General features: G+C 64.2%; 16 protein-coding genes and 2 pseudogenes. 8 read left to right on the top strand and 10 right to left on the bottom strand.

Annotation, left to right across the window (positions count from 1 at the left end):
* The first annotated feature begins 8 nt into the window (after window positions 1-8).
* Window positions 9-275, top strand: coding sequence for a hypothetical protein (locus tag ACVWYI_RS34710; protein ID WP_456664325.1), 267 nt, complete (start codon window positions 9-11; stop codon window positions 273-275).
* Between the two features lie 3 nt (window positions 276-278).
* Here the strand turns inward: ACVWYI_RS34710 and pgeF are convergent, their stop codons facing one another.
* The 4 genes and pseudogenes from pgeF to ACVWYI_RS34690 form a co-directional block, all read right to left on the bottom strand.
* On the bottom strand, window positions 279-1,046 hold the full coding sequence (gene pgeF / locus ACVWYI_RS34705) for a peptidoglycan editing factor PgeF (protein WP_247353005.1): 768 nt from the start codon (window positions 1,044-1,046) through the stop codon (window positions 279-281).
* On the bottom strand, window positions 1,043-2,161 hold the full coding sequence (locus ACVWYI_RS34700; protein ID WP_456664324.1) for a class I SAM-dependent methyltransferase: 1,119 nt from the start codon (window positions 2,159-2,161) through the stop codon (window positions 1,043-1,045). The genes pgeF and ACVWYI_RS34700 overlap by 4 nt, the downstream gene beginning before the upstream one ends.
* A gap of 21 nt (window positions 2,162-2,182) precedes the next feature.
* Window positions 2,183-3,025: a prolipoprotein diacylglyceryl transferase gene (gene lgt / locus ACVWYI_RS34695; RefSeq protein ID WP_456664323.1), complete on the bottom strand. Its 843-nt coding sequence runs from the start codon at window positions 3,023-3,025 to the stop codon at window positions 2,183-2,185.
* A 210-nt stretch (window positions 3,026-3,235) separates the two neighbouring features.
* A pseudogene (locus ACVWYI_RS34690) lies at window positions 3,236-3,968 on the bottom strand (dienelactone hydrolase family protein).
* A gap of 168 nt (window positions 3,969-4,136) precedes the next feature.
* Between ACVWYI_RS34690 and ACVWYI_RS34685 the strand changes: the two are divergent.
* The 4 genes from ACVWYI_RS34685 to ychF all read left to right on the top strand — a co-directional run bounded on the left by ACVWYI_RS34685 (window position 4,137) and on the right by ychF (window position 7,088).
* Window positions 4,137-4,388 (top strand): accessory factor UbiK family protein, encoded by a 252-nt coding sequence (locus ACVWYI_RS34685; protein WP_247353013.1) that lies wholly within the window; start codon window positions 4,137-4,139, stop codon window positions 4,386-4,388.
* Window positions 4,389-4,601: 213 nt separating this feature from the next.
* Window positions 4,602-5,321, top strand: coding sequence for a 50S ribosomal protein L25/general stress protein Ctc (locus tag ACVWYI_RS34680; protein ID WP_247353015.1), 720 nt, complete (start codon window positions 4,602-4,604; stop codon window positions 5,319-5,321).
* 58 nt (window positions 5,322-5,379) lie between these two features.
* Window positions 5,380-5,985: an aminoacyl-tRNA hydrolase gene (gene pth, locus ACVWYI_RS34675; RefSeq protein WP_247353017.1), complete on the top strand. Its 606-nt coding sequence runs from the start codon at window positions 5,380-5,382 to the stop codon at window positions 5,983-5,985.
* Between the two features lie 5 nt (window positions 5,986-5,990).
* Window positions 5,991-7,088, top strand: a complete 1,098-nt coding sequence (gene ychF / locus ACVWYI_RS34670; protein ID WP_456664322.1) for a redox-regulated ATPase YchF — start codon at window positions 5,991-5,993, stop codon at window positions 7,086-7,088.
* Window positions 7,089-7,236: 148 nt separating this feature from the next.
* On the opposite strand, the gene ACVWYI_RS34665 is transcribed toward ychF, so the two are convergent.
* A complete protein-coding gene (locus tag ACVWYI_RS34665; protein WP_211381495.1) occupies window positions 7,237-7,533 on the bottom strand; it encodes a DUF4282 domain-containing protein in 297 nt (98 codons plus the stop codon).
* A 157-nt stretch (window positions 7,534-7,690) separates the two neighbouring features.
* Between ACVWYI_RS34665 and ACVWYI_RS34660 the strand changes: the two genes are divergently transcribed.
* The 3 genes from ACVWYI_RS34660 to ACVWYI_RS34650 all read left to right on the top strand — a co-directional run bounded on the left by ACVWYI_RS34660 (window position 7,691) and on the right by ACVWYI_RS34650 (window position 8,971).
* A complete protein-coding gene (locus tag ACVWYI_RS34660; RefSeq protein ID WP_456664321.1) occupies window positions 7,691-8,143 on the top strand; it encodes a MaoC family dehydratase in 453 nt (150 codons plus the stop codon).
* A complete protein-coding gene (locus ACVWYI_RS34655) occupies window positions 8,143-8,625 on the top strand; it encodes a MaoC family dehydratase (protein ID WP_456664320.1) in 483 nt (160 codons plus the stop codon). The genes ACVWYI_RS34660 and ACVWYI_RS34655 overlap by 1 nt, the downstream gene beginning before the upstream one ends.
* A gap of 199 nt (window positions 8,626-8,824) precedes the next feature.
* Window positions 8,825-8,971, top strand: coding sequence for a hypothetical protein (locus tag ACVWYI_RS34650; protein WP_015688514.1), 147 nt, complete (start codon window positions 8,825-8,827; stop codon window positions 8,969-8,971).
* A 40-nt stretch (window positions 8,972-9,011) separates the two neighbouring features.
* Here ACVWYI_RS34650 and ACVWYI_RS34645 read toward each other — a convergent pair whose 3' ends face one another.
* The 5 genes and pseudogenes from ACVWYI_RS34645 to ACVWYI_RS34625 all read right to left on the bottom strand — a co-directional run bounded on the left by ACVWYI_RS34645 (window position 9,012) and on the right by ACVWYI_RS34625 (window position 12,145).
* A complete protein-coding gene (locus ACVWYI_RS34645; protein ID WP_187437467.1) occupies window positions 9,012-9,149 on the bottom strand; it encodes a hypothetical protein in 138 nt (45 codons plus the stop codon).
* A 151-nt stretch (window positions 9,150-9,300) separates the two neighbouring features.
* The gene (locus tag ACVWYI_RS34640) at window positions 9,301-9,723 is read right to left on the bottom strand and encodes a hypothetical protein (protein WP_007596788.1); all 423 of its coding nucleotides are present in this window, start codon (window positions 9,721-9,723) and stop codon (window positions 9,301-9,303) included.
* A 193-nt stretch (window positions 9,724-9,916) separates the two neighbouring features.
* Window positions 9,917-10,822 (bottom strand): hypothetical protein, encoded by a 906-nt coding sequence (locus tag ACVWYI_RS34635; RefSeq protein WP_456664319.1) that lies wholly within the window; start codon window positions 10,820-10,822, stop codon window positions 9,917-9,919.
* Window positions 10,823-11,036: 214 nt separating this feature from the next.
* Window positions 11,037-11,477: a nuclear transport factor 2 family protein gene (locus ACVWYI_RS34630; protein ID WP_354107035.1), complete on the bottom strand. Its 441-nt coding sequence runs from the start codon at window positions 11,475-11,477 to the stop codon at window positions 11,037-11,039.
* A gap of 206 nt (window positions 11,478-11,683) precedes the next feature.
* Window positions 11,684-12,145: pseudogene (locus ACVWYI_RS34625) on the bottom strand (nuclear transport factor 2 family protein).
* Between the last annotated feature and the right edge of the window lie 281 nt (window positions 12,146-12,426).

The following is a 12,426-nucleotide window of genomic DNA, read 5'->3' as shown; positions in this document are numbered from 1 at the left end:
TCAAGTTCGTGTCCGTTCAGGATCCTCCGGCGAGCGTCGCGGCGGTGTGGTGGCGTCAGCCTGGCGAGCCTTGGGAGATTGTTCTGTTGAAGGTTGGCGACAAGTATCGAACATTTTCCGCGCATCGCGAGGACAAGAAGAAGTTCGACGTCGAAGAAGGCTTTTACGTCCGGCCGCCGCCGCCGCCCCCGCCCGCCAAGACATATGACGAACTGCCGACGAAATGGGATCGCACCCAGCAGCAAGCGCCGTTGTTTGAAAAGTGCAGCGACTGACGCCTACCCTTCGAGCGCGATCGCGTGAACGTGGCGGCCGTAATCCGGCTCCTTGCGATGCACCGAGCGGCGATAGCTGAAGAAGCGCTCGTCGGCGTAGGTATCGAGGCCGAGATCGTCGATCATCAGGATGCCCGCGGCTTCCAGACGTTTCCGGATAAAGCCGGCCAGGTCGAACATCGCGTGGCCTTCGCGCACCGACGGGATGAAGAACATGGCGTTGTCCGCATCCGCCTCGATGAAGCGGGCCACGAACTCGTTACCGACCTCGTAGCTGTCCTGGCGGATTAACGGGCCGATCGCGGCGATGATGCCGCTGCGCGAGGCGCCGAGCTTTTCCATCGCCGAGATCGTCGCCTCCAGCACGCCGGTGAGGGCGCCCTTCCAGCCGGCATGTGCGCCGCCGATCACGCGCGCGTTGGGATCGACGAACAGCACCGGTCCGCAATCGGCGGTGGAGACGCCGAGCGCGATGCCCGGCACCTTCGTCACCAGCGCATCGCCCTTCGGCCGCGGCCCGCTGGGCCACGGGGTGTCGGCGACGCGCACGTCGGGCGAATGGATCTGGTGCAGGCTGAGAAAGCGTTCCGGCGCGACGCCGACATGCTCGGCCATGCGGCGGCGGTTTTCTGCGACAAGGGCCTGATCGTCGTTGGAGCCGAGCCCGCCGTTCAGCGCGGAATAGATGCCGCCTGAAACGCCGCCCTCGCGGGTGAAGAACGCGTGGCGCAGGCCGGGCACCGCCGACAGCAGCGACGAGCCTAGCGTCATGACGCGCCCCCGGCCTGTTCGAGATCGCTCAAGCCCGCAAGGCCGGTCAGACGCGGCTCGGAGATGCCGAGCACCTTGAACATCGAGCCCATGCCGCTACGCCCGGTATCGGTCAGGCGCTTGAGCGCGATCGAAATGTCGGTGGCGACATCAGGCGTCGCCTTCTGCATCAGCGCGGCTGCACGGGTCTCGATGCCGACGCGCTTGAGGAAATCGCCCTGCGTCACCGGGCCGTGCACGTGGGCGCCGACATCCTCGGCCGCGCGCGCCAGCGCCTGGAAGTCGACATGGGCGGTGACGTCGGCCTGGCCCGGTGCCTTCAGGGGATCGGTAAAGGTGTGGCGCGCGATCGCCTGGAAGGTGTCGCCGGCATCGCTGCGCAGATGGCCGTAGTCGATGATCAGCGCCGCGCCGTCCTGGTCGCGCACGCGGCTGGCGAGCTTCATGATCTCCGCATCGGGCCGCCATTCGAACACGGCCCCGACGGGCGCGGCGCGCACCAGAGGCGGCAGCAGCACCTCGAAGCGCGGCGTCGGCTCGGCCGCCGCGCCGAACTGAAGTTTTCCGTTGGCGTCGACCTCGATCACGCGCTCGTGCCAGCCGTTCTCGTGGCGGACCATCTGGTGGATCGGCAGCACGTCGAAATATTCGTTGGCGAGGATGATGCTCGGTCCCTCAGGCACGTCGTCGATGCTGTCGTGCCAGGCGATGTTGCGTACGCCCGCCAGCGTCGCACTCTGCCGGTCGCGCAGGACGGGATTAACCTCGACCATGTGGATGTGAAGCGCCTGGTAGAGCGGCGGCAGCACGCGGAGCGCACGCAGCGCATCCGCCATCATGGTGCCGCGGCCGGGGCCGAGCTCGATCAGCCGCAGGAATTGCGGCGAGCCCATCTGCTTCCACACCGAGGCGGTCCACAGGCCCAAAAGCTCGCCGAACATCTGGCTGACCTCGGGCGCGGTGGTGAAGTCGCCTTCTCGTCCCAGGGGATCGCGCGAAACATAATAGCCATAGCGCGGGTGCATCAGGCACAGTTCCATGTACCGCCAGACCGGCATGGGGCCTGAGGATTTGATCAGCGCCTTGATCTCGTTGAGTAACGGCTGGTCGGTCACGGCCTATCTTCTCAAAACGAATTAACGAATAGCCCCTGCGGGCTCGGGCGCACCGCGCCTGATAGCCAATACAATAAGTATGCCGCCGACAATAAGCATCGGGATCGACAACAGCATGCCCATGGTTAATCCGCCCCAGAGGTAACCGAGCTGGACGTCCGGTTCGCGGAAATGCTCGCCGATGATCCGGGTCAGGCCGTAGATCAGGATGAAGCTGCCGAGAATGAGCCCCGGCCGCTTCAAGGCGCCGTGGCGGATCATCACGGCGAGGACGATGAAGAGCAGGAGGCCCTCCATGCCCGCTTCGTAAAGTTGGCTCGGATGGCGCGGCACGTCACCCCCGGTCGGAAAGATCATGGCCCAGGGCAGGCTCGGGTCGGCGGGGCGGCCCCACAGCTCGCCATTGATGAAGTTCGTCAACCGCACCAGGAAAATCCCGACCGGCGCAACGCCGCAGGTGATGTCGCCGAGCGACAGGATCGAGATGCCGTTCTTCCAGGCGAACCACATCACCGCCACGACGCATCCGAGGAAGCCGCCATGGAAGGCCATGCCGCCTTCCCACAATTTGAAGATGGCAGCCGGATGTTCGACGAAGAAGGGCAGGTTGTAAAACAGGACATAACCGGTGCGGCCACCGAGAATGATGCCGAGCGTCACCCACAAGATGAAATCGTCGATCTGCGGCAGACTGATCGGCGAGGTGCCGGCCCATAGCCTGTCGTTCTTGATCAGTGCACGTGCATAGAGCCAACCGAAGGTGATCCCGCAGATATAGCCAAGCGCGTACCAGCGGATCGCGAACGGTCCGATCTCGACCGCGATCGGACTGAACGATGGAAAGTCGATGAGCAGAAAGGGCATCGCGCCTTGCTTCTACAGAGTGAAGGGCAAGCAGCGGCCCCGTTGGAGCTGCGCCCCCTCTCCCGCTTGCGGGAGAGGGTTGGGGTGAGGGTGTTTCCGCGTTCGAGATAATCTCCGTGTGGAGAGAACCCCCACCCGGCGCTTCGCGCCGACCTCCCCCGCAAGCGGGAGAGGTGCACCGAGCTCGCGGATAGATCGATCCATCCCGTTCTACACGAGATTGCGGCGATAGAGCGCCAGCAGACGCTCCCAATGCCGCTCGGCGGCGTCGCGGTCATAGACCGGACGCTTGGGGAAGGCGAAGCCGTGATGGGTGCCCGGATAGATCTCGACCTCGGCTTTGGCGCCGCTCATGCCCTGCTTCACCTTCTCGATGATCTCTGCAGGCGCGTAGATGTCGGTCTCGGCGCAGGCGAAGTACAGCTCGGCTTTGGTCTTGGCTGCCGCGAGATGCGGGCTGTCGTCCCTGGTCGGTTGCGAGCTGCGTGCCGTAGACCGAGGCGGCGGCCTTGACGCGATCGGGGAAATGCGTGGCGGCGTTGACGGCGTAGCGGCCGCTCATGCAGTAGCCGACGGTGCCGATCAGCTTGGTGTTAGCGGCCGCCTGGCCCTCGGCATAGGTCAACAGCGCGCGCGTGTCGTCCATGATCATGGGGATCGTGAGCGATCCCATCAGCGCGAACATGCGCTTGCGCTCCGGCGCGTTCGGATCGGCCGGCAGCGCGCCGAGCTCCATCACGCCGGAGCGGTAATAGAGGTTCGGCAGCATCACGTAATAGCCCGATGTCGCGAGCCGGCGCGCCATGTCGCGCAGCTCTTCGCGGATCGCCGGCGCGTCCATGTAGAACAGGATGACCGGAAACGGCCCGCCGCGTTCGGGATGGCTGATGAAGGTTGCGGTGTGACCGTCCTTGGTGGGGATCGCGATCTGCTGGTCGATCATCTCGAGCGCCTTTGTGATTCTTCTTATGCAGGGACGTTGAATACGATTGCAAGGAAACCGGGGCATGACAAGGATACCGCCGATCGGCCCTTGAACCGGGCCAAACGGATTGCCATTGTCTCCCGGCGCGTTCGCGCAGAGTTTATCGAAGGCCGCCAGGAGACCGACATGACCCAGACCAACAACCGGTTTTTCGACGAGATCGGCCGGCTGATGAACGATGCCGCCGGTGCCGCCCAGGGCGTCAAGCGCGAGGTCGACACCGTGTTGCGCACCCAGGCCGAAAAATTCCTGCGCGACATGGACCTGGTCAAGCGCGAGGAGTTCGAGGCGGTCAAGGACATGGCCCGGCTCGCCCGCGAAGAGAACGAGGCCCTGAAGGCCCGCATCGTGGCGCTGGAAGCCAAGCTCGGCGGCTAAGGTGCCAACCGGGAACGAACCGCGGCATGAAGTTCTCGGGTTTCGCCGCTCTATCCGGTCCTCACCGGCGGCCCATTCTCCTTGTCATTTCCGCATCTTCCGGGTAAAAGCCCGCCACGTCCGCGGCCCCCGCACCCCTGGAGGCTTGCTGCGGCGTATGCCATGGGCCGCCTTGCGGCCCATTAACTTTTGCAAAAACAAGGACTTAACGTTATGGCGACCGTCAAGGAATTGAAGGCGACCGCACGTCCGAAGAGCGGCAAGGGGGCCGCCCGGGCTGAGCGTCGCGCCGGGAGAGTGCCCGGAGTGATCTATGGCAACAACCAGCCCCCGCTGACGATCTCGATCGAAGATCGCGAACTGCGCACGCGCATCCTTGCCGGCCGGTTCCTGACCACGCTGGTCGACATCGACCTCGAAGGCAACAAGCACCGCGTGATTCCGCGCGACTACCACCTCGATCCGGTCAAGGACTTCCCGATCCACGTCGACTTCATGCGGCTCGGCGAAGGCGCCACCATCCGCATCAGCGTTCCCTTGCACGTGGTGAAGGCTGAAGGTTCGCCCGGCGTGAAGCGCGGCGGCGCCGTGAACATCGTTGCGCATGCGATCGAGCTCGAGTGCGGTGTGGAGAACATCCCGCAGTTCATCGAGGTTGATGTCGGTTCGCTCGAAATCGGCCACTCGCTGCATCTCTCCGATATCAAGCTGCCGGCCGGTGTGAAGGCGCTGACCTCGGAGGACGCGACCCTTGTGACCATCGTGCCGCCGTCCGGCTACGCCGAAGAGCAGAAGGCTGCGGCTGCTGCTCCGGCTGCGGGTGCTGCTGCTCCGGCGGCCGGTGCTGCCGCTCCTGCTGCGGGTGCTGCTCCGGCAGCGGCTGCCAAAGCTCCCGCTGCCAAGGCTCCCGCCGGCGGCGACAAGAAGAAGTAATCTCTCAAAGCCGGCGCGCGGTCTCTGATCGCGCGCCGAGCGAGGGGCGCGCCGCGTCATGCGACTCTTTGTTGGGCTCGGCAATCCCGGCCCGAAATTCGCACGTAACCGGCACAATGTCGGCTTCATGGCCGTCGACGAGATCGCGCGGCGTCACGGTTTCGCGCCATGGCGCCGCAGGTTTCAAGGCGAGACCTCGGAAGGCACGCTCGGTACTGAGCGCGTGATCCTGCTCAAGCCGGCGACTTACATGAACGATTCCGGCCGCAGCGTTCAGGAAGCGGCAAGCTTCTTCAAGATCGCACCGGGCGACGTCACCGTATTCCATGACGAGCTCGAACTGCCGCCGGGCAAGGTGCGGGTGAAGGTCGGCGGCGGCATCGCCGGCCACAACGGCCTGCGCTCGATCTCGGCGCATATCGGCAACGAGTACCGCCGGGTGCGGCTCGGCATCGGTCATCCCGGCGTCAAGGAACTGGTGCACGGCCACGTGCTGTCGGACTTCGCCAAGGCCGACAACGACTGGGTGGCGACGCTCTGCGACGCGGTGGCCGAGCACGCGGCACTGGTTGCCAAAGGCACGGACGCGACCTTCGCCAACAGGGTGCATCTCGCCATGCAGGCGAAGGGATTTTTGACCAAGGACGACAACGGCAAGGAATAACGCTCGTGGGATTTAAATGCGGGATCGTCGGATTGCCTAATGTCGGCAAATCGACCTTGTTCAATGCGCTGACCGAGACGGCCGCGGCGCAGGCGGCGAACTATCCGTTCTGCACGATCGAGCCGAATGTCGGCGAGGTCGCGGTGCCGGATCCGCGGCTCGACAAGCTGTCGGCGATAGCCAAATCGGCGCAGATCATCCCGACCCGGTTGACCTTCGTCGACATCGCCGGCCTTGTGCGCGGTGCGTCCAAGGGTGAAGGCCTCGGCAATCAATTTCTGGCCACCATCCGCGAGGTCGACGCCGTCGCGCATGTCGTGCGCTGCTTTGAAGATTCCGACATCACCCATGTCGAAGGCAAGATCGCCCCGCTCGCCGACATCGAGACCATCGAGACCGAGCTGATGCTCGCCGATCTCGACAGCCTCGAGAAGCGCGTCGACAACCTCTCCAAGAAGGCCAAGGGCAACGACAAGGACGCCAAGGAGCAGCTCGACCTCGTCAATCGCACGCTGGTGCTGCTGCGCGAGGGCAAGCCCGCGCGCCTCGTCGAGCGCAAGGCGGAGGAGGAGCGCGCTTTCGGGATGCTCGGCCTGCTGTCGTCCAAGCCTGTGCTCTACGTTTGCAATGTCGAGGAAGGCTCGGCCGCGACCGGCAATTCGTTCTCGAAGGCCGTGCAGGAGCAGGCTGCCAAGGAAGGCGCCATTGCCGTCGTCATCTCGGCAAAAATCGAATCCGAGGTCGCCACCATTTCACGTGACGAACGCGCCGACTTCCTGGAGACGCTGGGTCTCGAAGAGGCCGGCCTCGATCGCCTGATCCGCGCCGGCTATACGCTGCTCGACCTCATCACCTATTTCACGGTGGGCCCGAAGGAAGCGCGCGCCTGGACCATCTATCGCAGCACCAAGGCGCCGGGTGCGGCCGGTGTGATCCACACCGACTTCGAGAAGGGTTTTATCCGCGCCGAGACCATTGCGTATGAGGACTATGTCGCGCTCAACGGCGAAGCCGGTGCCCGAGATGCCGGCAAGCTGCGCCTCGAAGGCAAGGAATACGTCGTCGCGGACGGCGACGTGATGCATTTCAGGTTTAATACGTAAGATTCTGGGTTCGTGCCCCGGACGCAGCGCAGCGCTTCTTCAGCGATGCGCTGCAGAGCCGGGACCCAGGAGTCTTGATTGGGGATGCATGAGTCCCGGCTCTGCGTCGCGTCATTTCATGCCGCGCCGCGTCCGGGACACGGAAGCCCTACCGCAATCCGCCGCCCTGGTCCCGGATCGCGCCGAGATGCTCGTTGATGCGGAAGATGATCAGGATCAGCTCCGCGACGATGCGCGAGAACACGATGCCGACGACCACGCTCGCGATCGACGACAGCAGCATCAGGAAACCGCCGAACGGGCTGATCGCCATCATCGCGAGGCCGGAGAAGATGCCGGAGAGGCCGAACAGGCAGATCAGCGCGATCACCAGCCAGTAAAAGGTCTTGATGATCGTCGGCGTGATAAAGCGGTCCCACTGAAACAGGTCGCTGAATGAAAACATCTCTTTCCCCCGGGCGAATCGCGCCCACGCCGCGTCAATTGACCAAAAGGCGGGTCTGGGCCGACTCGTCGAATGTAGCACGAGCCATGCGGGCCGGCGGGTTGAGATTGCCGCAAAGTGCGGCCACAATCTGTCATTCCCTCAAAGCTTTCCCAAGATGACCCTGACCTTCGAAGATTTTCCGCCCGGCCGGTTCGGAACATTCGGCCCGCGCCATGTCACCCGTGACGAGATCCTGGCTTTCGCCGCCGAGTTCGATCCGCAGCCGATGCACCTCGATGAGGACGCGGCGAGCAAGAGCATGCTGCGCGGCTTGTCCGGCTCGGGCTGGCACCTCTGTTCGCTGATGATGCGAATGATGGCCGACGGCTTTATCACCCGCGCCGCCTCGCTGGGTTCGCCCGGCGTGGACGAGGTGCGTTGGCTGTCGCCGCTGAGACCCGGCGACGACCTCATGCTCGACGTCGACGTACTGGAAGCGCGTACCTCGAAGAGCCGCCCCGAGCTCGGCATCGTCAAATTCAAATGCACCGCGCGTAACGCGGCGGGGCAGGCGCTGTGTGAGATGACCTCGCCGATCCTGATCAAGCGGCGCGAAGGGGCGGTTTGATGCGGTTCTTCGAGGACATCGAGATCGGCCATCGTCGCGAGATCGGCGCCTACAATTTCACGGCGGACTCCATCAAGGCGTTCGCCGCGAAGTTCGATCCGCAGCGTTTTCACCTCGACGAGAAGGAGGGCAAGAACTCGCTGTTCGGCGGGCTCGCGGCCTCGGGTTGGCATGTCGGCTCGGCCTGCATGAGCCTGCTTGTCGCGGACGGCCAGCGTTTGGCGCGTGAGGCCGCTTCGCGCGGCGAGGAGATCGCGGTGTGGGGTCCGTCGCCGGGCTTTCGCGATCTGCGCTGGATCCGGCCGGTGCTCGCCGGTGACACCGTTGCCTACGCCAACGTCGTCATCGACAAGCGTAGCTCGGCCTCGCGTCCCGGCTGGGGCATCTTGACCGCCCGCACCACCGGCACCAACCAGCGCGGCGAGGAAGTCTACGCCATCACCGCGAGCGCCTTCGTGCCGATGCGCGTGCAGGGCGGTTAGATTCGTTCCAGGATGAACGGCGAAAACAACGCGCGAGTGTTGCTCCCGCGCTATGGACGCGATTCCGGGTGGCTGCCATAAGCCTGCGCAACATGGTTCTCCCGCGAAGCAGTTGGCGGAACCATCGAGTTGCTAACCAATTATGAACCTGTCGCTGTCTATTTGATCGATCTGGGCAGAGTACAGGGGACAGAGGACCATGGCAGACCGCGGCGCACTCAAGCTGGTCGGATTCATCTTTGCTACCGCGACGCTGGCCGTGATGTTGGTCGCCGGCATGGTGGTGAAGGGCTACGCCGATGGTGGCTACACCCTGGAAGCCTCGAGCGTCGACGCGAGCCGTTAAGAGTTCGTTAACTCCGCGGGCCGCAACGCGGCCTCCGCCTTCAGCGGCTATAGACGAACGCCAATATGGCGATCGCAACCGCCAGCAATCCGACAAAACGCAGCATGATCGTGCCGAACTGGTTCGGCGCCGGCCGCAGCGGTATCGGGTCCGTGTTGTCGGGCCGAATGCTTTCCATGAAATTCCCCCGGCCCGGCCGCAGGGTGCGGGCGCTCGGCATTGGTCGCCAGGGAGGGGTGGAAAGTTCAAATCGGGGAACGAGACCCCACGAATCAAAACCGCCACGTCCCTTTCGGAACGCGGCGGCTGGTGATGCGTGATGCCAGCGATCAGCTGTTGCGCAGGCCGTCGGCGGCGCGCTTCCACTGCGAGACGTTGTCGGCGATCATGCGGGTCGACTTCATCGCGGCCTGGCTGAGCTGAGCGTAGCCGGAGATCTCGCGCTGGACGCGCTGGCCTTCGGCGTGGAGCAGGTCGCGCAGGCTCTCGAGCTCGGAGATCAAATTCTCGATCTCGGCGAGCGAGGTGCCGGCGACGCGCTGGATCAGCGAATTGACGTTGGTGACGGTGGCCTCCGCGCTCGGATCGAGCGGCGGCGCGTCCGTGGCGGTTGCTGCCGGACGGCGCAGATAGGCGATGTCGTTGCGGACGAAGTCACGGATGCCGGCTTCGACTTCCGTCACTGCGGCGAGGTTGGTGTCGATGGTCTCGGTCTCGGTGGTTTCGGTCTTTTCCGGACGCATGGCGTTCATCGTTATTCCCCTGTTCGCGTTGAGCGCAGCGCGAGTGTCCCCCGCACGACGACGTCGGTCAGTGGACTAGGGCGTCGGATTTTGGCGGCAACTTGGCCGAGGTGCGGCAAGGGTGGTCCATTCGGGGGTTTTGCCGTGGCGTATGGTTACGAGAGTCTGAACGCCGCTCGCGGGGAGGGATCCGGGCGCTCAGCTACCAGCTCTTCTTGAAACCCGCCGTCAGGCTCTTGTTGATCGCCCCTTGCGAGGTCTCGCCGACCGAGCCGGAGACGGTGACGTTGTCGAACAGCTTTTGCTCGGCGCCGACCTTGCGCAGCCATTTGTCGTCGGTGGTCGACAGCGACTGGCCCGCGGTGATGCTGGTGCCGGTGTCGATGATGGTGACCTTGGCCGACTGGTCGGTCTCGTAATTCCGCGTGATGTGGCCGCCGACGCCGGGGAGCGCCGTGGTGCCCTGCTGGTTGACGCTGTAGCCGTTCTGGAGCGTCAGCGACGTGTCGTTCGACAGCGGCACCGACTTGGTCAGCGACGCCCCGAGCTTGCTCTGTTCGGCGCCGGGGTCGACGCGGGCCTCCACCGCGGTCTTGTCCCAGATCGCGCCCGCGCCCGGCGCGGTCGCGGCCGCCCAGGCGCTCCCGGATGACTGAGGGACGCTGCCGCCATTGGTGGCCTTCTGTGCCAGGAGCTCGGACATCGTCCGCGGCTCGTTCGTCACCGTCATGTCGGCGCCGATACGGGCGTCCCAGAACGAGGACACCGACTGCTTCACCGTCACCGCCGAGGAGCCGTTGGCGTTGGCATTCGTCGCCCAGTTCAGCCCGTCCTTGGCGGCGGCCTGCGCGCGCTTCTTGGCGGCAATGATGTCGTTGAGCGTGCCGGCGTCGATCGCGAGCTGGCCCCAGTCGAGCTTGTCGATGTCGATACCGCGGAGCACGTCGGGGTCGTTGACGTCGGGGGCCTCCGCCGCCTCGGCGTCCTCGTCGGGCACTGCGGCCGTGGGCGGAATGATCTGCGCCGAAACCGTCAGCACCGATCCCAAAATGAACGCGGCCGCCAGCACCGGCAGCCTGGTCCAGCCGAAACCCGTCGCGAATTCCATAGTCCTGCCCGTCAGCCCAGTTCGCGCTCAGAATGCGGAACCATCATTGCGAAATTGTGGCGGTTCCATCAACCGCGAACCAACGGGCCGCGCGAAAGGCGCGCGCCCGATGACGAGCTTCTCCACGATTGCATCCGGCGGGGCTGGAGGCCAGGACGCGTCGCGGGGAGCATCAGCCATCGGTCCCGAACAGCGGGGCCCGTTGGTGTCCCTTTCAGCCGACGCTGGTCATCTTCGGCAGATGAATGGCGCGGCCGAGTGCCTGCTCGACCAAATCAAACGTGTCGATCAGCACGCGCATGCTGGTGAGCTTGCCCGCCCTGAATTGCGCGAACTGCGCGACCCGCAAGCTGATCGGCTTGCTGGAATCCAGCGCGGTTAGCGAATAGCGCAGCATCGACGCCGCGGAATCGACGCCGAGCATGATGCTCTCGCGGTCGAAGCGGCGGACCTGGAAATTGTCGGCGAGCTGGCGGATGACCTCGAGCACGGCGTCCTTGCCCTGGCGCGCGCCGAGGAACGGAAACATGTCGATCGGGCCGTACAGCGCCCACTCGACGTCCTCGTCGATCAGGGCCTCGATATCCTCGAAATGCCGGTCGTTGATCGCGCGATGCAACGCACGCGAGAAACGCCAGAGACTGTGCTCTGTCATTTTGGGCAGTCCTGAAGCTGGCTTGCGAAAAACGAAAAACAACCCCATGCGCACAGGAAAGATGCCGCGGGGTCGCCCTGCTCATTTGTATACGAACAAAATACGCAATCTGGGCCAAAACGCAATTCACGTTTTCGCAATGCACAATTGATCCCGGTTTGTGGGATTTACAATAGAACCCCGTAGTTTACCGGTCGGAGAGAGGACTACGCCCCGTCTACCGGCTCGCCCACGATCAGCGGGCCGATCTCACGTTCCAGCACCTGCTGCACCAGGTCGTAGGAATCGATGATCTCGCGGATCTGCACCACCTGGCCGTTGCGGAAAGTGTAGAACACGGCCATGTCGACCTGAATGATGCGGTCGTTGCTGCGTTTCCTGAAGAACACGCGCAGATAGGCCGCGACCGCGTCACCCTCGGCGACGATCTGCGGCACCTCGTAGCGGATCTCGGCGTATCGCTCCTGCACGGTGCGCCAGAATTCGCCAAGCTCCTTCTTGCCGTGGCAGGGACTCATGTGCGGCAGCACGTCGATCGGCGCGTGGGTGAGGAAGTCGACGTCGTCGGTGCAGCACGACAGCGCAGCCTAGATGTCGCTGCCGGCGATGGCATCGAGCAGATGCAGCACGCGCTGCCGATTGAGCTTCTCATTCCGCTCGTCCCTCATTGGCCGTGTGGAGTTTGCGCGCAAAGCTAACGCGCGGCCTCGGACACCGGCAATCCGAAACACCACAGGGATGTTGCAGATGATATGACGCGCAAGCGCAATGCCAGGTTCATGGCTGCAATTGGGGGTTGAGCGACCGCGCGTCTGCACAAATTCATACCGCGTTCGGCTGCATGGCGCGCGAAGCCTTGTACGAACGCACAATGCCATGAGGCCTCACGCTTGTGGAACCGCGACGCGCCCGCGCTCGTTGAAAGGCCGACACCGCATCCGGAGACATC

It is taken from the genome of Bradyrhizobium sp. LB13.1, assembly GCF_054056815.1.
Note: the sequence above shows the minus strand (reverse complement) of the source record. Positions and strands in the feature narration are given on the sequence as shown.